Genomic DNA, 20256 nt, shown 5'->3' with positions numbered 1-20256 from the left:
CCGGCACTTGAACATCCATGCAGGCACCTCACGCCACTGGCCGCGGTGGGCCGCGAGCAGGGGCTGGCTGTTTTAGCTGGGCCTGGCGGTCTTAGCGGTGGCCCGCACCCAACATCGCCAGCACAAGTGTTGCGTAGCGCTTGCCGAGTTCGGTCGGTCCCGGGGTGCTCGCGGCCGTGTACCAGCGTGCGATGTCCACGCACAGGGACAGTGTCGCCCTTGCCGCCGAACGGATGTCGCAGTCGAAGACGCCGGTGCTGAGACCGTCCTCGATCAGTGCCCGCACTACCCGTTCCGTGCGCCTGCGCAGATCGGCGACGGTGGCGTAATCCGCCTTCGGCAACGCGGTGATCTCGTACTGGACGATCCGGGCGATCCGGTGGTGCGTGGCGTGCCAGGAGGCCATTTCCGCCACCAACACGCGCATTCGGTCGATAGGGGTTCCGGGGCCCGCGGCGGCTGCCTCGACGATCGCCAAAGCTCGTTCGTGGCCGCTCAAACTGATCGCCGACAGCACCGCCGCCTTCGACGGGAAGTGGACGTACAGCGCCGCCGGGCTCATGCCCGCCGCCGTGGAGATGTCGCGGGTGGTGGTGGCGTGGTAACCGTTGTCGGCGAACGACTCCACCGCGGCGGCCATGAGTCGGCGGGCCGCCGCGGCGGTGACGTCGGGGAAGGCCCCGGCAACCAGCTCGCTCATCCTGGCAGGTTAACCAATGACGCCAGGGTCGCTCGATGTTTCCCAGGGGTGCCGAGCGCCAGCTCGTCGGCCTTGGCGCGCTTCAGGTACAGGTGGGCTGGGTGTTCCCAAGTCATCCCGATGCCGCCGTGCAGCTGCACGCACTCCTCCGCCGCGCGGACGGCGACGGTCGAGCAGAGGGACTGTGCGACGGCCACCGCCACCCGTGTGTCCGCACTCGACGTCGCGAGGGCGTCGGCCGCGTTGAGGGCGGCCGCGCGCGCCAGGACGATGGACTGCCACAGGTCCGCCAGCCGGTGCTTGAGCGCCTGGAAGGACCCCACCGGCCTGCCGAACTGGTAGCGCTGCTTGAGGTACGCCACCGTCGTCGTCAGGCACCACTCGGCGATGCCCACCTGCTCGGCCGCCAGCATCGCCGACCCGGCCAGCAGCGCACTGTCCACAGCGGACTCACCGGAACCGGTCAGCCGCACACCGGAATCGGCGAACGTCACATCCCACACCGGCCGGGTCAGGTCGAGCGACACCACCGGCTCCACGGAAGCCGCCTCGACCAGGTGCAACCCACCATCTGCGGGCACCAGGAACCGAGTCGCAACCCCGGCGTCCGCGACCGAGCGCACGGTGCGCGCGAGCGGACCGTCCACCGGACCGGACAACGGGATCGCCAGCACCACCACTGATTCGCCCGACGCCATCGACTTCAGCGCTTCCTGCGCGTCGGTGTCATCGGACAGGTGTAGCAGCGCGGCCGTGGCCAGCGTGCTGCCCAGGAACGGGACCGGCGCCACCGCGCGGCCCACCTCCTCCGCGACAACGGCTGCCTCACGCCAACCCGCGCCCTGACCGCCCAGGGACTCGGGGATCGGCAGCGACGTCGCGCCCAGGTCCACCAAGGTTCGCCACAGGTCCATGTCCAGCGGGGAGGACGACTCGACGCGGCCCAGCACGGCGTCCGCGTCCGCCTTGTCCGCCAACAAGTCCCGCACGCCCGCGCGCAGCGCTTCCTCGACGTCGGAGGTCAGCAGGTTGGGGTCGCTCATTTCGGCAGGTCCTTCCACGCGACGTCCTTGTCGACCCGGGGTTCGCTCGGCAGGCCCAGCACCCGCTCGGCGATGATGTTGCGCAGGATCTCCGACGTGCCGCCCTCGATCGAGTTCCCCTTGGCGCGCAGGTAGCGGTATCCCGCGTCCCGCCCGGTGAAGTCGACCATGTCGGGGCGGCGCAGCGTCCAGTCGTCGTAGCGCAGGCCGTCCTCGGTGATCTCCAGTTCCAACCCGGACAGCTCCTGGGCGAGCCGGGCGAACGCCAGCTTCATCGCCGACCCCTCCGGTCCCGGCGCGCCGTTCGCCAGCTGCTGGCGCAGCCGGATCCCGGCCAGCCGCAACGCCTCGGCCTCGACCCACAGCTTCAGCAGCCGGTCGTGTGCCTCCGGGGTGCGCCGGTCCGGGTTGGCCCGCCAGGTGTCGGAGACGACCCCGATCATCCCGCCCTCGCGCGGGGTCGACCGGCCGCCGATGGCGACGCGCTCGTTCATCAGCGTGGTCTGCGCGACCCGCCAGCCGTCGCCGACCTCGCCGAGGCGGTGCGCGTCCGGGATGCGCACGTCGGTCAGGAAGACCTCGTTGAACTCGGCCTCGCCGGTGATCTGGCGCAGCGGCCGCACCTCGACACCCGGGTCGGTCATGTCGCACACGAAGTACGTCATGCCCGCGTGCTTGGGCACGTCCGGGTCGGTGCGGGTCACCAGGATCGCCCAGCGCGCGGTGTGCGCGCTCGACGTCCACACCTTCTGCCCGGTGACCAGCCAGTCGTCACCGTCGCGGCGGGCCCTGGTGCCCAGGGCGGCCAGGTCCGATCCGGCGCCCGGCTCGGAGAACAGCTGGCACCACACCTCTTCGCCCGTCCACAGTGGACGCAGCAGCCGCTTCTTCAGCTCCTCGGACCCGAAGGCGAGGATCGTCGGCGCGGCCATGCCCAGCCCGATGCCGATGCGCCGCGGGTCGTTGTCGGGCGCGCCCGCGGCGGCCAACTCGGCCTCCACGATCTCCTGCTGCGCCCGGGGCAGCCCCAGACCGCCCAAACCTTCGGGAAAGTGCACCCACGCGAGCCCGGCGTCGAACCGGGCGCGCAGGAAGTCGAGCCGGTCGGTCGTCGCCGGGTCGTGCTCGGCGAGGAGCGCGGCGACCCGCTCGCGGACGTCGGTCATGTCGTGTCCTTTCCCGCGACGAGCAGCACGACGGCCTCGGCGACGCAGCCCGGCTTCGCTTCGCCCTCGATCTCGATGGTGTAGGCGAAGACCGCCTGGACGCCCATCGCGACCGGGGTGACCGACTTGAGCTCGGCGCCGGCGCGCACCCGCTTGCCGACCCGCACCGCGCTGGGGAACCGGACCTTGTTGAGCCCGTAGTTGACGCCCATCGAGAAGCCGCGGAAGTCGTAGATCTCCCGGCCCAGCATGGGAAGCAGCGACAGCGTGAGGTAGCCGTGCGCCACCGTGCCGCCGAAGGGACCCTTCGCCGCGCGCTCGGTGTCGAGGTGGATCCACTGGTGGTCGCCGGTGGCGTCGGCGAACTGTTGGACCTGCTCCTGGGTGATCTCGTGCCACTCGCCGTAGCCCAAGTGTTTGCCCTGGGCCCGCGTCAGTGAGTCGAGTCCGTCGAAGGTGTGCGGGAGAGTCCGTCCAGGGAGCGAGGCGCGCGAGAACCGCGCCGAATCGGCCCCTGACGGCCCGGACGGGTCGCCCGAATACTCCCGGTATGAGGACGATCCGTCCGGACCGTCAGGAACCGTTTCGATCACGACTCTCACGCACCTCTCTCCCTGGACGGACTCTCAGTCCTTCGGTCCGCCGGCGACGTAGATGACCTGGCCGGAGACGAACCCGGCTTCCTCGCTGCACAGGAACGACGCGGTGGCCGCGATGTCGTCCGGGTGGCCGATGCGCCCGACCGGGATCATCGAGGCCGCGCCCTTCTTGAAGTCCTCGAAGGAGACCCCCATCCGCTCGGCGGTGGCCGCGGTCATCTCGGTCTCGATGAACCCGGGGGCGATCGCGTTGGCGGTGACGCCGAACTTGCCCAGCTCGATGGCCAGCGTCTTGGTGAAGCCCTGCAGACCGGCTTTCGCGGTGGCGTAGTTGGCCTGGCCGCGGTTGCCCAGTGCCGACGTGCTCGACAGGTTCACGATCCGGCCGTACTTCTGCTCGGTCTGGTGCTTCTGGACCGCGCGGGTCATCAGGAACGACCCCCGCAGGTGCACGTTCATGACCAGGTCCCAGTCGTCGTCGGTCATCTTGAACAGCAGGTTGTCGCGCAGGATGCCCGCGTTGTTGACCAGCACGGTCGGCGTGCCCAGCTCCTCGGCGACCTTCGTGACGGCGGCCTCGACCTGCGCGGAGTCGCTGACGTCGGCGCCGACGGCCAGGGCCTTGCCGCCCTCGGCCTCGATCGCCGCGACGGTGTCCGCGCAGCTCGCCTCGTTCAGGTCGATCACGGCGACGGCGAACCCGTCACGGGCGAGGCGTTTGGCGACAGCGGCGCCGATGCCTCGGGCTGCGCCGGTGACGATGGCGGTGCGGGGCTGGGACACGGACTCCTCCGGATGGTCGAGTTGCTAAGCGATCGCTTAGCGAACCTACTCCCGGGTGTTCGACGGTGTCCAGCCTCAGAATTCGAACCCGGCGGGCTTGCCGTTGCGGTCGGCGATGAGGCCGGCCAGCGTCGCGATGGCGATCTCGGCGGGAGTGCGCGAGCCGATGTTGAGCCCGATCGGCCGGTGCACCGCGGCGATCCGCTCCTCATCGATGCCGAGGGCGCGCAGTGCGGGGACGTGCGGCGCGGGGTGCCGCGGATTGCCCATCACGCCGACCCAGCGCGGGTTCGCCGCGAGGACGTCACGCAGGACGTCGCCGAGTTCTTCGCGGTGGTGGTCGGTGACGATGACGTCGGCGTCCGGTCCGAGGTCGGCGGGCACGGCGGAGAGCCCCCCGGACGCGGGTTCGGGATCGACCAGGATGACGTGGTAGCCGAGGTCGGCGCCGTAGCGCAGCAGGTGCTCGGCCACCTGGGTGGCGAACACGGCCACGAGCGTGCGGGTGTCGGTGTCGGGCACGACGGCCCCGTGGGCGACGTCGCAGGAGTCCGGTGGAGTCATCCCCGCAGTGTCGCCGACCGCGCGCAGTCCAGCCACGTATGTATTTGATTCGGCAAGATCCCGTTATGGCAGGATGGCGTCAACCAAACAATGGGGTTTGCATGGATGAGATTGACCGGACTCTCTTAGCCCGGCTGCAGCAGGACGCGACCACACCTTATGCGGCGCTGGGGCAGGAGGTGGGACTTTCCGGAGCGGCGGCGCACGAGCGGGTGCGCAAGCTGCGCGAGCGCGGCGTCATCCGCCGCACGACCATCGACGTCGACCCGGCCGCCGTCGGCAAAGGGGTCCTCGCCTACGTGATGATCGAGGCGGCCGCCTGGATGGGCGGGCCCGAGACCGGCGAGGCCCTGCGCGCGCTCCCGTGGGTCGAAGAGGCCCACATCGTCGCGGGCAGCCCGTCGCTGCTGGCGAAGGTGCGCGCCAAGACCACCAGCGAGTTGCAGCAGGCGCTCAAGGGGATCTTCGACATCGACGGCGTCACCGGGACGCAGACGATCGTGGTCCTCGAGACGTTCTTCCAACGGCCCGTCGATGTCTGAGCTCGCCTACACCGGACTGACACTCGACCGCGCGGGCGGCAGGCGCTCGGACGACCAGTGGCTGGCAGGGCTGCGCAAGGACGCCAAGGCCGTCGCCCTGTGGCGCGACCACTGCCTGGTCCGCGCCGAGCAGCCGGTCTGGATGGACGTGCCGGAGGGCCGGGAGGACACAGTCTTCCTCGGCCTCGACGGCGACACGGGCGTGTTCGCCGTCGACCTGTCGGACCTGGAGGAGGCAGACGCGACCGAATCCGTCGGGGCCGACGCGGCCGTCGACATCCGGCGGCTGGTGAGCGGCCTGGACCCGCAGGGCGCGACCCGGCTCGCCTACGCGCGGGGCCTGCTGCACTGGAACCGCAACCAGCGGTTCTGCGGCGCCTGCGGTTCACCCGCCCGCGCCGCCCACGGTGGCCACCTGCGGATCTGCACCGGCTGCGGCAAGCTGCTGTTCCCGCGCATCGAGCCCGCTGTGATCACCCTCGTCGAGTACGGCGACCGCTGTCTGCTGGGCAGGCACCGGGGGGCCGCGGCGAACGCCTTCTCCACACTGGCCGGGTTCGTCGAGATCGGCGAGAGCCTGGAGGACGCCGTCCGACGCGAGGTCGCCGAGGAGGCAGGCGTGGCGGTGAGCGCGGTCGAGTACCGGGCGTCGCAGGCATGGCCGTTCCCGTCGGGGCTGATGCTTGGCTTCCGGGCCGTCGCCGAGGGCCCGGAGATCGCCGTCGACCGCGACGAACTTCTTGCGGCCCGGTGGTTCAGTCGCGACGAAGTGCTTGCGCTGCAGGAGGAACACCGAATCGCGGGGACGGGTCGGACCGACTCGATCGAGCACTTCCTGGTGACCTCGTGGCTGACCGGAGCATGATCCCCTAGGGATTTTCCGGGGCGACCTCGGCGGTGGTGACCAGCACGGTTCAGCCCCGAAGCACCGCCGCCGTGGCCGCGTCGGCGGGGAAGAACGATTCGATCGCGAGTTCCGCCACCGTGACATCCATGGGCGTCCCGAACGTCGTCACCGTGCTGATCAGCGCCAACTCCGCGCCGTCGTGCCGCAACCGCAGCGGCACAACGACATCCGCCGAGTCCACCACCGGTTCCGCTTCGGCGCACGGATACGCCGCCAACTCGTCATGCAGTTCGGCGAGCGACTCGTCCGCGGTGATGACGATCTGCCTGCGCAGCCTGCTCAACAGGTGTGCCCGCCACTCACCGAGGTTCACGATGCGCGACGCCAAGCCCAGCGGATGCAGGCTGACCCGCAGCACGTTCACCGGTGAGGCCAACAGGTCCGCGGCGACACCGTCGAGCTGCGCGAGGAGGCTTTCGTTGGCCTCCACCAGGTTCCAGCCCCGGTCGACCGCCACCGCGGGGAACGGGTTGTGCCCGGTGAGGACTTGCCGCACCGCCGTGCGCACCGCGGCCAGCCGCGGCGAGTCCAGGGCGTCCTGGGAATACACCGGGGCGTAGCCGGCGGCAAGGAGCAACTGGTTGCGGTCCCGTAGCGGCAGCTCCAGAGTGTCGGCGAGGAGCAGCACCATGTCCCGGCTGGGCACCGAGCGCCCGGTCTCGATGAAACTGAGGTGCCGGGTGGAGATGTCGGCCCGCAGCGACAGTTCCATCTGGCTGAGTCGGCGGTGCTCGCGCCACTGGCGCAGCAGCGCTCCAGCGGACCGGTCGAGTGCGGCGGCGGTGGTCATGAGACCACCGTACGACGGCTGTCGATTACCTCCGAGGTCAACTCTGGCGCACACTGGGTCCATGCGCTTCGCCGACCGGGCGGACGCCGGCCGCGTGCTCGCGGGTCGGCTCACTCACCTGCGCGCGGAGAACCCACTGGTCCTGGGCCTGCCGCGCGGCGGTGTGCCGGTCGCCGCCGAGGTCGCCACCCGGCTCGGCGCCGAGGTCGACGTCGTCCTGGTGCGCAAGGTCGGCGCCCCCGGACACCCCGAACTCGCCGTCGGCGCCGTGGGGGAGGGCGACGTCACCGTTCGCGCGGAGGACGTCTTGCGCGACCTCGACCTGTCCTGGTCCGACGTGGCCGCCACCGTGGCGGGCGAGCGCGCCGAGATCCACCGCCGGGCCGACCTGCTGCGCGCAGGCGCCGCGCCGCGAGACCTCGCCGGCCGCACGGTGATCCTCGTCGACGACGGCGTGGCGACCGGGTCGACGATGGCCGCCGCCGTGCGGGTGGTGCGGGGGATGGGCGCGGCCCGCGTTGTCGTCGCGGTGCCCGTCGCGCCGCCGGATGTGTTGGTGCGCTTGCGAAAAGTCGCCGACGAAGTGGTGTGCCCGCTGACCCCGCAGCGCTTCGTGGCTGTCGGGTACTGGTACGAGGACTTCAACCAGGTGCAGGATTCCGAGGTCCGCGCGATCTTGGGCCGCTAGGACACTTCTTCGTCGATCCGCACACTCCGCGCGACCGCCGCCGGGCCCAGCAGCTCGAGAATTCGGCGCATGGACGGGGGCGGGTTGTGCAGCACCAGGAACCGGCCTTCGCCCAGTGAGCCCGCGGCCCGGACCACCGTGATCACGCCGGAGATGTCGATGAAGTCCAACTCGGCGAAGTCCAGGTGCACGTCGCCATCGGCCTGCCTGCACAGGGCGAGCAGCAATTGCTCGAAATCGGGGCGGGTACTGAGATCGGCGTGCCCGGACACACGCGCGCCATGCGGGTGATCGGCGTCGCTGTCGTGACCGTCGGGGCTCGGCTCGGGCAGCGAGAAGAGGTCAGTGATCGCCGCCACCGCCTCGCGGAGGAGCCTTGGGCCCGCCAGCCGTGCTCATGCCTTCACCCCTCCCGGGCGCAGCGGATCCAGTGACCGCCGAGCCTACGCGTGAGTACGGCACGTGTCCCAGGTCCAAAGTCCTCAGCCGGGTCCGGCGGGCAACAAGACCGTCAAGCACGTCCTCCCGGGTTCGCTGTCCACCGAAACCGACCCACCATGAGCGTGCAGGACAGCCGCCACGATCGCCAGCCCGAGGCCGGTGCCGCCCGCCGCGCGCGAACGGGAGCCGTCGCCGCGCACGAAGCGTTCGAAGACGTCGCCGCGCAGGTCGGCGGGGATGCCCGGACCGTCGTCGGCGACGGTCAGGACGACTTGGTGCTCGGTGCGCGACAGCCCGATCGTGACCGTGGTGCCCGGCGGCGTGTGGGTGCGGCCGTTGGCCAGCAGGTTCGCCACGACCTGGTGCAGCCGCGCCTCGTCGCCGGTCACCACCACGGGGTCGGCGGGCAGGTCGAGCCGCCAGTGATGCGCCGGCCCGGCCACCTGGGCGTCGCTGACCGCGTCGACCACCAGCCGCGACAGGTCGACCGGCTCGGCGAACAGCGGGCGGCCCGAGTCGAGCCGGGCCAGCAGCAGCAGGTCCTCGACCAGCGTCGTCATCCGGGCCGCCTCGGACTCGACCCGCGACAGCGCGTGCGCGATCGGCGCGGGCACCTCGTCGCCCTGCCTGCGGGCCAGTTCGGCGTAGCCGCTGATCGCGGCCAGGGGAGTGCGCAACTCGTGGCTGGCGTCGGCGACGAACTGGCGGACCCGAGTCTCGCTGGCATGCCGGGCGGCGAGCGCGTTCGCGACGTGACCCAGCATCTTGTTGAGCGCCGAGCCGACCTGGCCGACCTCGGTGCGCGGATCGGTGTCGGCCGCCTCGACCCGGTCCGGCAGCGCCACCTCGCCTTTGTCGAGCGGCAGTTCGGCCACCCGGCGCGCGGTCGCGGCCATCCGGTCGAGCGGCCGCAGCGTGCGACGGACGATGACCACGCCCGCGACAGCGGCGACGGTGAGACCGGCCAGGGAGACCGCGCCCAGGACGAGGCCGACCGCCCACAGGGTCTCGTCGACGGAGTCCATCGGCAGGCCGGTGACCACGGTGGCGGGCCCGGCCTGGCTCGCGATGAGCCGGTAGGACCCGAGGCCGCGCAGGTCGCGCTCGCGGACGGTGCCGTCGGCCGGGAGGGCCGCCAGGGTCGGCAGCAGGGCGGCGGGGATGTCGTCGCGGCTGCCGGTGGTGCGCTGCAGCTTGGCGTCGAGCACGCGGCCGTCGTAGACCAGCACGTTGAGGGTGCCGGGGCCCTGGCCGGGGGCGTCGATCGGCGGCCTGCCGCGGTGGGGGCCCTGGTCGCGGCCGACGTAGTCGCTGGCCCGCACCCCCGCGTCGGCGAGTTGCCGGTCGAGCTGGGCGACCAGGAACGCGCGCAGCACCACGAGGGTGACCACGCCGATGACCAGGCAGACCATCGCCAGCAGGACCACCTGCTCGGTGATCAGCCGCGCCCGCAGCGTCCTAGCGCGCCGGTTTGAGGACATATCCGGCGCCGCGCATCGTGTGGATCATCGGCTCGCGGCCCGCGTCGACCTTCTTGCGCAGGTAGGAGATGTAGAGCTCGACGATGTTGGCCTGCCCGCCGAAGTCGTAGTTCCAGACCCGGTCGAGGATCTGGGTCTTGCTCAGGACCCGGCGCGGGTTGCGCATGAGGAAGCGCAGGAGTTCGAACTCGGTCGCGGTCAGGGTGATCTCGGTGCCGCCGCGAAACACCTCGCGGGTGTCCTCGTCGAGCGTGAGGTCCCCGACGACCAGGTTCGCCCCGGCGGAGGCCTCGGTGATGCCGGTGCGGCGCAGCAGGGCGCGCAGCCGCAGCACGACCTCCTCGATGCTGAAGGGCTTGGTCACGTAGTCGTCGCCGCCCGCGGTCAGCCCGGCGATGCGGTCCTCCACGGAGTCCTTCGCGGTGAGGAACAGGACGGGCAGCGACCCGGCCTCGGCACGCAGGCGGCGGAGGACTTCCAGCCCGTCGAAGTCGGGCAGCATGATGTCGAGCACCACCACGTCGGCCGAAACTCCCGCGCGACCCGCACCGCGCTCCCACCGTCGAGCGCGCCGCGCACGTCCCACCCCTCGTACCGCAGCGCGAGCGTCACCAACTCGGCGAGCGTCGGCTCGTCATCGACGACGAGTACCCGAACGGGCGACCCATCGGATCGACGCAACTCCGGCCGGTGTGCGGACATGGCTGGAATCATCCGGCACGCGGATGCGGCAGGCCTGTGCTGAACCTGTGAGCCTGCTGTGTAACCGCATTCCGGCGCACTCGGTTCAGGTTCGATACTCCCGCGTCGGGGGCACTGGTGTCAGGCCGCGTGGTGGCAGGTCGGGCAGGTGCAGTCGGCGCAGGTGCAGTTGTTGCAGCTGTCGGCGCAGCCCTCGCACTCGCAGGTGGCGTGGTTGCAGGTGGGGCAGGTGCAGTCGGTGCAGCCGCAGATGGCGCAGGAGTCGTCGCAGCTGTCGCACTGGCAGCGGTCGCACTCGTCGTAGTGGACCGTGCCGTTCTCGCGGTGCTCGCGGTGCAGGTGGCCGTCGTGGACGTAGTCGACGTGGTCGCCGTGCACGATGGCCGCGTGCCCGCACTCGGGGCCGTGGGTGTGCCGGTGCTGTTCCGCGGGCTGGTGCTCGATCGTCGTCATACCATCATGCTTATGCGCATGGGTGCATCCGGCGAGTCGATCACTTGTCCACCGGATCAACCACCTTCGACGCCGCCACGATGATCGACCACAGTGGACTGCGCGTGCGTTCGTAGTAGACGCGGCGGTTCGCGGGTTCCCGGTGCTCCACCAGCATCCCAAGATCGACCAACCGAGTCAGCTCGATCCCGCAGGCACTCTGCGCGATCACCGTCTTGGGCGGCTCGGACTGGTAGAACCGGGCCCCCGCATGCTGATGAATCCACAGCGCCAGCCGCAGCCTGCTCGGCCTGCCGAACATGAGCCGACCGACATCGCCTGCGTCCATTGGGCGCTCCTGGGTAAGCGGTAGCAGTTATCCGATATCAAGATAGCGGTGGGGAGGGGTGGTGTCGAGGGGGCGCGGTGGTGATCGGCTTAACGCGGCCCGATCCGACCCGACCCAGCCCAGCCCTCCGACCCGGCCTGGCCTGACCCGGCCTGGGCGATCGCCCTGTTCAGTCCACGGCGCCTGAATCAGCCAACTGGCGCGGCCTCATTCGCCCACCGATCAGCGCGGTCGGTTCATTGCCGACCACGACGCTGCTCCCTGACCAACCGGACCATGGCACGCAGGCGCGTCAGTCCACGCCAGTTGTCGGAGGTTCCCACCTCGTCGCTGGGTTCGTCCATGCGCTGCGACAATCCGACGCACAGGAACCGGTGGTCAGAGCACCCCGCGCGGGCGGAACTGGATGCTGATGCGGGGGCCGACCGGTTTGCTGGTCTTGGGGACGGCGTGTTCCCACGTTCGCTGGCACGATCCGCCCATCACCAGCAGGTCCCCGTGTCCCACCTCATGGCGCAGCGTGTGGCCGCCACCCCTGGGCCGCAGCATCAGGGCTCTGGGTGCGCCCACGGACACGATCGCGACCATCGTGTCCTCCGTGGCGCCCCGGCCGATTCGGTCGCCATGCCAGGCGACGGAATCGTGGCCGTCGCGGTAGAAGCACAGGCCCGCGGTGGCGAAGTGTTCTGGGTGGTAGTGCTCGTTGAGCGCGTCCCTTGCCTGCGTGAGCGCCGCGTCGGGCAGTGTGGCCCCCTCCCGGTAGTGGCACAGCAACCTGGGCACGTCGACCACCGAGTCGTACATTTTTCGGCGTTCGGCTTTCCACGGCACGGTGTCGACCAGGCGGTCGAACAGGTCGTCGGCTCCGGGCAGCCATCCGGGGAACAGGTCAAGCCACGCGCCGTCGGACAGGGGGACTCGGCGCACCCCGGACAGCGGCGGGAACCCGGCCGTCTCCGGGGTGTCCCACAGCGATCCCTGCAGTGCCACGCTCACCCCGAAATCATACACAAATCATCGAACAGGTGTTCAGTGCGCGTGTCGCTCTTCCACAGTGGATACTGGAAGCACACCGATGTGCCATCCCGAGAGGAACCATCATGCTTGCCGTTGCGAGTCGGACGACTCCGGTGGTCGAGGTGGGCGCGCGGCTGCGGGCCGCCGTCGAGAAGGTGGTTCGCGACGTGTCCCGTCCCGGGGCGGTCGACGACCTGATCGCGGGGCTGGCCTGGACCGCCGCGTGCGGGCAGACCTGCCAGCTGACGGGCCCGGTCGCCGGTGTCCGCCAGGCGATCGCGGCGCTGCGGGCCGGCGACGCGCCCGCCGCGGAATCGGCGCTGCGGTCCGTGCTCGCCGCCATGCGGTGACCAGGGCCACCCAGGGCTGGGAACGATGCCGCGGCTATTCGCGTTATTGGGGTGTCGCTTCCTGAATCAGGGCTGACGGACGTTTCCCGGCGGTGTCCCCCATGCCGTCGGACGCACGCCGCCAGCGCGCGGGCGACGCCGCCGCCGACCGGACAACCCCCCAAGAGTCCGGTCGGCGGCACACAAATCCACTCCGAACGTGCGCTTATTCGCGCCGTGAATTCGTCACGCCCGTTCCGTGCGGAAATCAGCGCGAGGTTTGTGTGTGATGCCCCGATGGTCGGTGTCGAGCACACTGGTCGTGTATTCGCGCATTCTTCAGACTAATGGGGCGTGACTTATGCGCCTACCGCCTGCGGAGGGAGCGAAATATGGCTTCGGTGACGAATGCGCTGCGTTCCGGTGTCTTCGGGGAGGACTACGTGGAACTGGCCGACCAGGTCGCCGTGGCGCTGGGCGGACTCCCGCGCGACGGCAGACGCGCGGCGATGCGCAGGCTGACCGAGATGCTCGCCGAGCAGGAAGGCGGCCGCGACCGGTCCCAGGTCGACCACTTCGTGCAGAGCCTGCTGATGACCGCCCGGATGTCGCGCGTGCGGGACTACCGGATCGCGATGGCGAAGGCGGAGAAGCCCGCGGAGCCACGCGACATCGATGACGTGATCGCCATGCTGGAGGTCGGGACCGATGAGTCGGGAACGTATGCGGCTTAAGCTCAACCTGGGGCTGGCCCGGCTCGAGAAGTGGGCGGGCTCCGCGGGCCAGGCCGAGAAGAACGCGCTCTACAAGGCGCTGTTCGCGGTGGCCGACGGCACGGTCTACAACACGTACAAGGTGCTTGACGACGTCTCCCGCGACGGCGAGTTCTTCGTCGTGGTCCGGGACAACCTGATCGTGAAGATCTGCTTCCGCGAGCCGGACGTCTTCGGTGTGCTCTATATCGGCGCGCCCGAGGAGTCAACCGAGACCCAGGCTGAAATCACCTGAAATCCACGTCAAGCCCCCGGCGGAACGCGCTGTGAGGGCCGATCGGCCCAATGGCGAATCGCGTCGTTGATCTGGTCTCGATCTTGTGCCAGCCTGGTTCGGAGATCTCAGTCCGCGTTGTCCCGCAAGCTCGATTCTCGTCGAAAGCTTCAAGGAGGCATGGTGTCGGAATTGGACATTCCCGGGCTTGACGTATCCAGTCGGGTGCGAGCCCGCGATATCCAGATGGCCGCGGTCGCCGATGTGCGCAGGCGGGTCCTGATGATCTCGGGAGCGGTGGACGCGCTCGACCACGACGTCGCGATGAGCCTCTACCTGCCGGAGCCCGGACGCTGGCAGGTGATCAAGTCCGAGACCAACCTGACCGACCAGACCTGGGTCGCGATGCAGGTCACCACCGATGACGACACCCACTTCATCGACGGCGACGACGGCATGATCATGTCGCGCCAGTTCGCCCGCACGTTTCTCACCCCCGACCAGCGTCGGCTCACCTTCCATGACGGGGAGGTGCGCCCTGGCGAGTCGATGCTCAAGGTCTTCGACCTGGAGTGCACGACCCGACGACCCACCTACGCGCACGCCCGCTACAGCGCCTCGCCGACCGACAGCCCCGAGCAGACCGCGGAGGCGGTGCGCAAACTCGTGGCCGACGGGATCCCGCAGCGGCCGGTCATCGAGATGATCGTCCCGGTCACCGTCATCGGCTGACCTCGCCCCCGTTCGACACCGGCGGAACCGGGTCACCCGGCTTCGCCATCGCGTCCATCCCAGGCGAGGCCGGATGATCAAGTTCATGCCCGAACCGCACCTGCTGGAGTCGCCGAGAGGCCGGGACTGGCCGCACCCGTCGGTATCGCGGCGGGTGGCGCTCTCCCCGCTGCCCGCCCGCGCCGACGTGGTCATCGTGGGCGCGGGTCCGGCGGGGCTGGCGGTCGCGTCCGCGCTGTGGCACCTCGGGGTGTCCGATGTGGTCCTGCTCGACCGCGATGGCAGGCCGTGTCACCGGTTCTTCGACCGGATCGACACCCTCGGCCAGCGCGTCCTGCGTTCGCCCTACGAGCACCACCCCGGTGTCGAGGGCTACCGAGACTGCGAACTGCTCGACTTCGCCCGGCTGCACTGGTCGCGGCTGACCCCGGTGGAGCGCCGGGAGATCCGCATGGCGCAGGCGGGACACCGGTCGGTCGTGCCGGTGGACGTCTTCGAGGCGTACTGCCGCCACATCGCCTCCGTGCACGGCGTGACGTCGCGGACCTGGGGCGCCGACGTGCACGAAGTACGGCCCGGTCGGACGGGTCTCGCCGTGCACACCGACCGGGGCCGCGTCGACGCCCGGTTCACCGTGCTGTGCCTCGGTGAGGAACGGCGCGCCGCGCCCGCGGACTGGTCGGCTGAGGTCGGCTACTGGGATGAGCCCGTGCCTGCCGACGCTCGGTCGGTGGTCGTCGTGGGCGCCGGCCTGAGCGCGGCCCACGTCATCGCGAACGCCCTGATCGACGGCCGGACCGTGCGCTGGGTGCTCCGCGAGAACGAGGAGCGATACCAGTGCGCTGATGTGAACGCCTCCTTCTTCCGCCCCGAAGGCCGCGCCCGCTTCGACCACACATCCTGGTCGGACCGGCTCGCCCTGATGGACCGCCACCGCCGCGCCTCGATCATGTTCGAGTTCCAGCCCCTCCTGCGCGCCGCCGAAGCCGACGGCAGGCTGACCGCGCACCGGGGCCACGCCGTGGTCGGCACCCGCCCGGGGGCTGTGCGACTGGCCGACGGGAACACCGTGTGCGGCGACCATGTCGTCCTCGCCATCGGCACCACACCGTCCACCGGCGAGAACCTGCTGCCTGCCGATGTTGTGTGCGCGCGCGACGGTTGGCCTGACCTGGACGAACGCACCCTCGCCTACCGTGCGGACCCACGCGTGTTCGCCGTCGGCGCCGCCGCCTGCATGGTGCTCGGCCCCGCCGCCCGCAACATCGACGGCCACCGGGTCGCCACCGCCCGAGTCGCCGCCACCATCGCCGCGCGAATCGGCGTGACCGCGCCAACCGTGATGGAGGTCGAAGCCCTTGTCTGACACCACATTCGATCTGCCCGCCGTCGACGACTCCGCGTCCACCGAGACCGGGATCATGCTGCTCGGACTCGACCCGGACCGGCTGCTGGCCTGCTTGGCCGTGGTCGCACTCGCCGACGACGCCGGGCAGGTCGCCATGCTCGTCGACCACGTCCGCCACGGCGGTGCCCAACTGACCATGCCCGACCTGGTTGCCGCGGGTGCCCGCCGGTGGCGCTCGATCCGCCCGGAACTGGCCGAGGCCGACCCCAGCCCGTCGACCTCGGCGTCGCTTCGACAGGCGTGGGATCGCAGCCACCGGACTCTCACCGCTGTGTTCGGCACGGTCGGCCCGGCCGGTCTGGTGTACCTCACCGCCTGCTGGCTCCGCCGCGCCGACCTCGACGACCTGGTCGCCACCCTCGGAGGACAGTCGTGACCTACTTGCCATCACTGCCCGAGAACGCCGTGCTGTTCGACGTGTTCAAGGCCTACCCCGACACCGCCCGCCCGATCATCGAGTACCACGAGACGGTGATGCGCGGCCCGTCCCCGTTCAGTCTCGCCGAACGTGAGCTGATCGCCGCCTACGTCTCGGGTGTCAACAACTGCGCGTACTGCCACGGCGTGCACACCGCGACCGCCGAGGCGCATGGCGTCGAACCGGGACTGTTGGAAGCCGCGCTCACCGACCTCGACACCGCGGAGGTGGCTCCCCGGCTGCGGCCGGTGCTGCGGTACGTCGGCAAGCTCACCCGGACCCCGTCAGCGCTGACCCCCGCCGACGCCGAGGCTGTGTACGCCGCTGGATGGGACGAGTCCGCGCTGCACAGCGCCGTCCTCGTGTGCGCGTTGTTCAACTTCATGAACCGCATGGTCGAGGGCCTGGGCGTCAGCGCGGACGCGAGCTACTTCGCCGTGTCGGCGAAGCGCCTGCATGACATCGGGTATGTGGGGCTGGCCAAATTGATCCCACCGGCGGCAGCGTGATGGCCCATTCGGACCGCGACACTCAACACGTTCAACGAAACGTCCTGCCGACTTGTTCATTGATGTGCGAGTCGTCTGGCAAATCCCACTGCGCGGGAATTGACCGACGGTAGCCAAGGGATCACGCGATTCGAAGGCGGTGGAAATGGCGCCGCCGCGAACCGGAGCGCCCTGCGTGCCGCCCACGATCGCAGGTCGCTGACGACGAGCCGTCCGACCTGTGAATTCGGCTATCTAGGGGCAGGCTGGGCTTCTTCGGTGACCTCGGGCTCGGCGGGCGACTCCTTGTCGAGGTCGACGCCGAACTCGCGTACCAGCATGGTGTAGATGGGGTTCGGATCGGTCTGCAGCATCGTTTCTTCCTGTCTTTCGCGGGGGCGTCCGGATCGGAGTTACCCGCTCTGTTCGTATTCACACCCCATCTCGTTCCGAGCGGACGTTACGTAATGGCCTAGGGGTAGTCGATTGCTTTGAGGAGATCGAGATATCCCTCACTCGCGCGCCAGAGGGCGTCGGCGACCGGTTCGAGCTTGCCGGGCTTCCAGCGCCGGTCGGCGTAGTGGACGGTGCGCGAGCCCAGGGCGCGGAGACTGACGGCGAGGTCGTCGGCCAGCCGCCGGCCCATGAGGTCGGCGGACGGCTCGTCGAGGCGGACGGCCGCGGTGTGCCCGTCGCCGATCGCGTCGAGCGTTGCTTCGGCGATCCCGTTGTCCACATCCCAGACGAGCGCAGGCCGCCGAAGCACGTGGTTCCACACAGGAGCCCGCGCCGAACGCCACCGAACGGTGACCGGAGCCGTCTGCAACTTCGCCGCGTTGGCCCAGTGTTGAGCCCCGGACGGCTCGGTGAGCCACGCGACGTCATCGACGGGAAGATCGACCACCAGCGCGATCGTCACCGCGTCGAGCTCGTCGACCGGCTCCAGGATCTCCCCGGCCGCCCATAGTTCGCGCACGCGGAGCGGGAAGATCGACTGCGGCCGGGTGGCCATGTCGGCACACGTCTCGGCCACCGTCCTCAGATGGTGCAGCGCGCGGACTCGCTTCACTTTGCTCCCCTCGTGAAGTGCTGTGGGGAAGACGTTACGGGACGGCTTGGGGGTGTCACATCGGACTTCGGTCTGATGTGGACTAGTCCAATAGTCCTAGGACCCCGGAGTCCGAAATGGACCCGGAGCGATCTTCGCGATGATCTCATATCGACTATTCACTATCAAGATATCGGGTAGGCTTGGATGGGGCCTGAGGGGCCGCGGGCAGGGGATTGACCGGTGGGTGATTTGTGTGGTGAAGCGCGGTTATGTGGGGCTGGGGCAGGGCGCAGTGATGGGAGAAGCGGTTTGAAAGGAGGTGACAGCGAGGGCCGGGGGAGGCAGCGGTCGCAGCGGTGCGGGGGTGGCTGGGGTGCGCGGGTGGAACGGGTTGAAATCGCCCGGGTAGTGATGCGGCCGCTACAGCTGAAGGAATCGGCGTAGGTGTTCGTTGGCGATGGCTGCCCTTAGTTTCGTCGACGGGAGTGTGGTGGTGCGGTCGCCGAGGAGGGTGTGCAGGATCAGGGACGCGAGTTCGGGGCCGTAGCGGTCACAGTCGACCTCTACGGGGAGGTCGCCGAGTAGTTCGGTGATCAGATGGCGGACTGAGCCGACGGTGGCGGGTTCCGTTGCCGGGCTTCTCGTGTCGAGGGGTTTGCTCAGGAGGGCGTGGGCGTCGATGATGCCTGCTCCCATGTCGCCCGTGTTCCAGTTTTGGGGGCGTCGGGCGGTTTCTCGGATGAGTCGTCGGAACAGGGCTTGCACTGTCTCGCCCCGGCTTCTCGCGACGGCGATTACCCTGTCACGGCCGTGGTGGGCCAGCCATAGGGCCGCGACGGCCGCGGTAAGGGCCACGGCGAGGCTGGTTCCCTGCCCTTGCCCCGAATCCCCGTCCCCCGGGAACTGGGGGATGCGCGCCCGGTAGACGTTCTCGCCGGGGGCGGAGATGTCGACCGCGCCGCCCTTGCACGTCCCGCGCCACGGGGTGTCGTGCGGCGTCGTGCCCGCGACGGCCACGCAGTTGTCGTAGCGGGCGGGCCACACCACTGTGCCGACGCAGTTTCCCGCCGCCGCCATGACGATCACGTTCGCCGCCACCGCTCGGTTGATCGCCCGGTCCAACGCGAACGACGGCAGTCCACCGAGGCTCATCGTGATCACGTGGGCACCGTGGTCCGTCGCCCACACAACGGCTTTCGCGACCGACACCTGCGTCACCCGTACGACGCTCTCGATCGCCCGGACCGGCATGTGCCGCACCCTCGGGGCCGCGCCCGTCACCACGTGGGTGTCGGGGGAGACGATCACGCTGGCCGTGGCGGTCCCGTGACCTGGGTTTCCGTCCGCCAGCGGGTCCGTGGGGTCGTTGTCGTTGTCGACGAAGTCGTAGCCCGGGACGAACTGGACGCCGTCCATCTCCCGGTGGCGGATGACTCCCGTGTCGGGTTGGCCGACGACGATTCCCTCGCCGCGCTCGGGCCTTCCCTGTTTGCGCGAGTACTCCCACGCCTGCGGCGCCCGGATCGTCCACAGCGCCCACTCCTCGGCCAGATTGGGATGTTCCGGAGACCAGCAACCCGGCGGAAAGTCCGCGCCACGCACCGGGTCGGGTTCGGGGAACAAGGCGGTCGGCAGGTCCGGTTCGACCGCGAGGGCGTCGTAGTCGTCGGCCAGCGCGTAGGCGGCGCTGAACGCGTCGGCGTCGGTGGCGAAGGAGCGGTCGGGGAGATCGATGATCAGGGCGTCCGGGTCATCCGTGGAGAGAGGCTCGACCTGGGCGCCGAGTTCGGCGGTGAGCCGGGCCGTGGTGACGGCTGGGTCCTGGTCGGGTCGCAGGAGCATCGCGAAACGAGCCATGGGTGCCTCCCGAAAGGTCCGCGGTGGGCTCATGGTAGTCGATCAGTCACGCCAGGTGGCTGACAAGAAACGCTGTGGTGAAGCCGAAAGTGGCCACGACGCCGGTCGCGTTGCCGCCGTTCTCGAACGCCTCCGGCATCATCGTGTCGGCCAGCATCGTCAGGATCGCGCCCGCTGCGAACGCCTGAACGGCCGCCACCGTCTCGCGGGAGGCGCCGCCGAGGGTGGCGTAGCCGAGTCCGGCGGCAAGCGCGGAAACGGCCGCCACCCCCGCCCAGAGACCCAGGATCCACCGGGTGGAGTGCCCCGCCTTGCGCAGCCCCGACGCGGCGGACATCGACTCGGGGACGTTGGACAGGAACACCGCCGCCACCACCGCGGCGCCGACCGTGCCGCCGTCGAGGAGGGACACGCCGATCGCGGCGGACTCGGGGATGCCGTCGAGCAGCGAGCCGAGCACGATCGCGAGGGCGGCACCGGAGCGCTGGCGGCCGTCCGACCGTTTGCGATGTTCCCCGCCGCGCCGGTCAATGACCAGGTCGCCGAGGTAGAACGCCGCCGAGCCCGCGGCCAGGCCCGCGGCGAGGGCGAGCGCCCCGCCGCCGGTGAACGCCTGGGCCGCCAGTTCGAAGGCCAAGGCGCTGATCAGCACGCCGGAGCCGAAGGCCATGACCAGGGCGATCACCTTCGGCCGGGGGTTGCCGACCAGGCCGACCACCGCGCCGACCACCAGCGCCAACCCGCCGACCAGCCCCCACCACATGGCTTCCCACATGCGGCCA

General features: G+C 70.0%; 26 protein-coding genes and 1 pseudogene. 10 read left to right on the top strand and 17 right to left on the bottom strand.

Features of this window, described 5'->3' with window-relative positions; genetic code table 11:
• Nucleotides 1-91 precede the first annotated feature (91 nt).
• From GPZ80_RS22165 to GPZ80_RS22140, 6 genes are all read right to left on the bottom strand, one after another.
• Complete coding sequence (locus GPZ80_RS22165; protein ID WP_187222926.1) at nucleotides 92-700, bottom strand: TetR/AcrR family transcriptional regulator; 609 nt, start codon at nucleotides 698-700, stop codon at nucleotides 92-94.
• Nucleotides 697-1743 (bottom strand): acyl-CoA dehydrogenase family protein, encoded by a 1047-nt coding sequence (locus tag GPZ80_RS22160; protein ID WP_187222925.1) that lies wholly within the window; start codon nucleotides 1741-1743, stop codon nucleotides 697-699. The genes GPZ80_RS22165 and GPZ80_RS22160 overlap by 4 nt, the downstream gene beginning before the upstream one ends.
• Nucleotides 1740-2909 (bottom strand): acyl-CoA dehydrogenase family protein, encoded by a 1170-nt coding sequence (locus tag GPZ80_RS22155; protein ID WP_187222924.1) that lies wholly within the window; start codon nucleotides 2907-2909, stop codon nucleotides 1740-1742. Before GPZ80_RS22155 ends, GPZ80_RS22160 begins: the two co-directional genes overlap by 4 nt.
• Nucleotides 2906-3346 (bottom strand): MaoC family dehydratase, encoded by a 441-nt coding sequence (locus tag GPZ80_RS22150; protein WP_187223083.1) that lies wholly within the window; start codon nucleotides 3344-3346, stop codon nucleotides 2906-2908. The genes GPZ80_RS22155 and GPZ80_RS22150 overlap by 4 nt, the downstream gene beginning before the upstream one ends.
• Before the next feature lie 189 nt (nucleotides 3347-3535).
• Complete coding sequence (gene fabG, locus GPZ80_RS22145) at nucleotides 3536-4291, bottom strand: 3-oxoacyl-ACP reductase FabG (RefSeq protein WP_187222923.1); 756 nt, start codon at nucleotides 4289-4291, stop codon at nucleotides 3536-3538.
• 75 nt (nucleotides 4292-4366) lie between these two features.
• Nucleotides 4367-4855, bottom strand: a complete 489-nt coding sequence (locus GPZ80_RS22140; RefSeq protein WP_187222922.1) for an XdhC family protein — start codon at nucleotides 4853-4855, stop codon at nucleotides 4367-4369.
• A 101-nt stretch (nucleotides 4856-4956) separates the two neighbouring features.
• On the opposite strand from GPZ80_RS22140, the gene GPZ80_RS22135 reads away from it, so the two are divergent.
• Nucleotides 4957-5397 (top strand): Lrp/AsnC family transcriptional regulator, encoded by a 441-nt coding sequence (locus GPZ80_RS22135; protein ID WP_187222921.1) that lies wholly within the window; start codon nucleotides 4957-4959, stop codon nucleotides 5395-5397.
• Nucleotides 5390-6262: an NAD(+) diphosphatase gene (gene nudC, locus GPZ80_RS22130; protein ID WP_187222920.1), complete on the top strand. Its 873-nt coding sequence runs from the start codon at nucleotides 5390-5392 to the stop codon at nucleotides 6260-6262. Before GPZ80_RS22135 ends, nudC begins: the two co-directional genes overlap by 8 nt.
• Before the next feature lie 49 nt (nucleotides 6263-6311).
• Here nudC and GPZ80_RS22125 read toward each other — a convergent pair whose 3' ends face one another.
• Complete coding sequence (locus GPZ80_RS22125) at nucleotides 6312-7094, bottom strand: helix-turn-helix domain-containing protein (RefSeq protein ID WP_187222919.1); 783 nt, start codon at nucleotides 7092-7094, stop codon at nucleotides 6312-6314.
• Between the two features lie 61 nt (nucleotides 7095-7155).
• Here GPZ80_RS22125 and GPZ80_RS22120 point away from each other — a divergent pair, with 61 nt between their 5' ends.
• Nucleotides 7156-7782: a phosphoribosyltransferase gene (locus tag GPZ80_RS22120; protein ID WP_187222918.1), complete on the top strand. Its 627-nt coding sequence runs from the start codon at nucleotides 7156-7158 to the stop codon at nucleotides 7780-7782.
• On the opposite strand, the gene GPZ80_RS32890 is transcribed toward GPZ80_RS22120, so the two are convergent.
• The 6 genes and pseudogenes from GPZ80_RS32890 to GPZ80_RS22090 all read right to left on the bottom strand — a co-directional run bounded on the left by GPZ80_RS32890 (nucleotide 7779) and on the right by GPZ80_RS22090 (nucleotide 12183).
• Complete coding sequence (locus GPZ80_RS32890) at nucleotides 7779-8141, bottom strand: STAS domain-containing protein (protein WP_187222917.1); 363 nt, start codon at nucleotides 8139-8141, stop codon at nucleotides 7779-7781. The genes GPZ80_RS22120 and GPZ80_RS32890 overlap by 4 nt on opposite strands.
• A 123-nt stretch (nucleotides 8142-8264) precedes the next feature.
• Entirely contained in the window at nucleotides 8265-9704 is a 1440-nt protein-coding gene (locus GPZ80_RS22110) for a sensor histidine kinase (RefSeq protein WP_187222916.1), read from the bottom strand.
• A pseudogene (locus GPZ80_RS22105) lies at nucleotides 9682-10418 on the bottom strand (response regulator transcription factor). Before GPZ80_RS22105 ends, GPZ80_RS22110 begins: the two are co-directional and overlap by 23 nt.
• A gap of 108 nt (nucleotides 10419-10526) precedes the next feature.
• The gene (locus GPZ80_RS22100; protein ID WP_187222915.1) at nucleotides 10527-10859 is read right to left on the bottom strand and encodes a hypothetical protein; all 333 of its coding nucleotides are present in this window, start codon (nucleotides 10857-10859) and stop codon (nucleotides 10527-10529) included.
• A gap of 40 nt (nucleotides 10860-10899) precedes the next feature.
• Nucleotides 10900-11187, bottom strand: a complete 288-nt coding sequence (locus tag GPZ80_RS22095; RefSeq protein ID WP_187222914.1) for a hypothetical protein — start codon at nucleotides 11185-11187, stop codon at nucleotides 10900-10902.
• Nucleotides 11188-11565: 378 nt separating this feature from the next.
• A complete protein-coding gene (locus tag GPZ80_RS22090) occupies nucleotides 11566-12183 on the bottom strand; it encodes an alpha-ketoglutarate-dependent dioxygenase AlkB (protein ID WP_187222913.1) in 618 nt (205 codons plus the stop codon).
• A gap of 104 nt (nucleotides 12184-12287) precedes the next feature.
• On the opposite strand from GPZ80_RS22090, the gene GPZ80_RS22085 reads away from it, so the two are divergent.
• The 7 genes from GPZ80_RS22085 (at nucleotide 12288) to GPZ80_RS22055 (ending at nucleotide 16587) form a co-directional block, all read left to right on the top strand.
• Nucleotides 12288-12554: a hypothetical protein gene (locus tag GPZ80_RS22085; RefSeq protein ID WP_187222912.1), complete on the top strand. Its 267-nt coding sequence runs from the start codon at nucleotides 12288-12290 to the stop codon at nucleotides 12552-12554.
• Between the two features lie 371 nt (nucleotides 12555-12925).
• Entirely contained in the window at nucleotides 12926-13267 is a 342-nt protein-coding gene (locus tag GPZ80_RS22080; protein ID WP_187222911.1) for a hypothetical protein, read from the top strand.
• Nucleotides 13257-13541: a DUF6235 family protein gene (locus tag GPZ80_RS22075; RefSeq protein ID WP_187222910.1), complete on the top strand. Its 285-nt coding sequence runs from the start codon at nucleotides 13257-13259 to the stop codon at nucleotides 13539-13541. The genes GPZ80_RS22080 and GPZ80_RS22075 overlap by 11 nt, the downstream gene beginning before the upstream one ends.
• A 162-nt stretch (nucleotides 13542-13703) precedes the next feature.
• A complete protein-coding gene (locus tag GPZ80_RS22070; RefSeq protein WP_312880493.1) occupies nucleotides 13704-14252 on the top strand; it encodes a DUF6423 family protein in 549 nt (182 codons plus the stop codon).
• Between the two features lie 73 nt (nucleotides 14253-14325).
• Entirely contained in the window at nucleotides 14326-15618 is a 1293-nt protein-coding gene (locus tag GPZ80_RS22065; protein WP_187222909.1) for an FAD-dependent monooxygenase, read from the top strand.
• Nucleotides 15611-16036, top strand: coding sequence for a DUF6187 family protein (locus GPZ80_RS22060; protein WP_187222908.1), 426 nt, complete (start codon nucleotides 15611-15613; stop codon nucleotides 16034-16036). Before GPZ80_RS22065 ends, GPZ80_RS22060 begins: the two co-directional genes overlap by 8 nt.
• Complete coding sequence (locus GPZ80_RS22055; protein WP_187222907.1) at nucleotides 16033-16587, top strand: carboxymuconolactone decarboxylase family protein; 555 nt, start codon at nucleotides 16033-16035, stop codon at nucleotides 16585-16587. Before GPZ80_RS22060 ends, GPZ80_RS22055 begins: the two co-directional genes overlap by 4 nt.
• Before the next feature lie 230 nt (nucleotides 16588-16817).
• On the opposite strand, the gene GPZ80_RS33435 is transcribed toward GPZ80_RS22055, so the two are convergent.
• The 4 genes from GPZ80_RS33435 to GPZ80_RS22040 form a co-directional block, all read right to left on the bottom strand.
• Nucleotides 16818-16940: a hypothetical protein gene (locus tag GPZ80_RS33435; RefSeq protein ID WP_281401377.1), complete on the bottom strand. Its 123-nt coding sequence runs from the start codon at nucleotides 16938-16940 to the stop codon at nucleotides 16818-16820.
• Between the two features lie 98 nt (nucleotides 16941-17038).
• Complete coding sequence (locus GPZ80_RS22050) at nucleotides 17039-17635, bottom strand: DUF7711 family protein (protein ID WP_187222906.1); 597 nt, start codon at nucleotides 17633-17635, stop codon at nucleotides 17039-17041.
• A 402-nt stretch (nucleotides 17636-18037) separates the two neighbouring features.
• Nucleotides 18038-19474 carry a S8 family serine peptidase gene (locus tag GPZ80_RS22045; RefSeq protein ID WP_187222905.1) on the bottom strand — a complete coding sequence of 479 codons (1437 nt, stop codon included), beginning with the start codon at nucleotides 19472-19474 and terminating at the stop codon, nucleotides 18038-18040.
• Between the two features lie 46 nt (nucleotides 19475-19520).
• Nucleotides 19521-20249 carry a ZIP family metal transporter gene (locus GPZ80_RS22040; RefSeq protein ID WP_187222904.1) on the bottom strand — a complete coding sequence of 243 codons (729 nt, stop codon included), beginning with the start codon at nucleotides 20247-20249 and terminating at the stop codon, nucleotides 19521-19523.
• Between the last annotated feature and the right edge of the window lie 7 nt (nucleotides 20250-20256).

It is taken from the genome of Actinokineospora xionganensis (genome assembly GCF_014323725.1).
Classification (GTDB): Bacteria; Actinomycetota; Actinomycetes; order Mycobacteriales; family Pseudonocardiaceae; genus Actinokineospora; species Actinokineospora xionganensis.
The sequence above is the reverse complement of the archived record's forward strand: the minus strand, read 5'-3'. Positions and strand labels throughout refer to the sequence as shown.

Bases quoted from the DNA above. Each gene is read 5' to 3' on its own strand.
- GPZ80_RS22165 (WP_187222926.1), bottom strand. From the start codon at position 700: ATGAGCGAGCTGGTTGCCGGGGCCTTCCCCGACGTCACCGCCGCGGCG.
- GPZ80_RS22160 (WP_187222925.1), bottom strand. From the start codon at position 1,743: ATGAGCGACCCCAACCTGCTGACCTCCGACGTCGAGGAAGCGCTGCGC.
- GPZ80_RS22155 (WP_187222924.1), bottom strand. From the start codon at position 2,909: ATGACCGACGTCCGCGAGCGGGTCGCCGCGCTCCTCGCCGAGCACGAC.
- GPZ80_RS22140 (WP_187222922.1), bottom strand. From the start codon at position 4,855: ATGACTCCACCGGACTCCTGCGACGTCGCCCACGGGGCCGTCGTGCCC.
- GPZ80_RS22135 (WP_187222921.1), top strand. From the start codon at position 4,957: ATGGATGAGATTGACCGGACTCTCTTAGCCCGGCTGCAGCAGGACGCG.
- nudC (WP_187222920.1), top strand. From the start codon at position 5,390: ATGTCTGAGCTCGCCTACACCGGACTGACACTCGACCGCGCGGGCGGC.
- GPZ80_RS22125 (WP_187222919.1), bottom strand. From the start codon at position 7,094: ATGACCACCGCCGCCGCACTCGACCGGTCCGCTGGAGCGCTGCTGCGC.
- GPZ80_RS22120 (WP_187222918.1), top strand. From the start codon at position 7,156: ATGCGCTTCGCCGACCGGGCGGACGCCGGCCGCGTGCTCGCGGGTCGG.
- GPZ80_RS22110 (WP_187222916.1), bottom strand. From the start codon at position 9,704: ATGTCCTCAAACCGGCGCGCTAGGACGCTGCGGGCGCGGCTGATCACC.
- GPZ80_RS22100 (WP_187222915.1), bottom strand. From the start codon at position 10,859: ATGACGACGATCGAGCACCAGCCCGCGGAACAGCACCGGCACACCCAC.
- GPZ80_RS22095 (WP_187222914.1), bottom strand. From the start codon at position 11,187: ATGGACGCAGGCGATGTCGGTCGGCTCATGTTCGGCAGGCCGAGCAGG.
- GPZ80_RS22085 (WP_187222912.1), top strand. From the start codon at position 12,288: ATGCTTGCCGTTGCGAGTCGGACGACTCCGGTGGTCGAGGTGGGCGCG.
- GPZ80_RS22080 (WP_187222911.1), top strand. From the start codon at position 12,926: ATGGCTTCGGTGACGAATGCGCTGCGTTCCGGTGTCTTCGGGGAGGAC.
- GPZ80_RS22075 (WP_187222910.1), top strand. From the start codon at position 13,257: ATGCGGCTTAAGCTCAACCTGGGGCTGGCCCGGCTCGAGAAGTGGGCG.
- GPZ80_RS22065 (WP_187222909.1), top strand. From the start codon at position 14,326: ATGATCAAGTTCATGCCCGAACCGCACCTGCTGGAGTCGCCGAGAGGC.
- GPZ80_RS33435 (WP_281401377.1), bottom strand. From the start codon at position 16,940: ATGCTGCAGACCGATCCGAACCCCATCTACACCATGCTGGTACGCGAG.
- GPZ80_RS22045 (WP_187222905.1), bottom strand. From the start codon at position 19,474: ATGGCTCGTTTCGCGATGCTCCTGCGACCCGACCAGGACCCAGCCGTC.
- GPZ80_RS22040 (WP_187222904.1), bottom strand. From the start codon at position 20,249: ATGTGGGAAGCCATGTGGTGGGGGCTGGTCGGCGGGTTGGCGCTGGTG.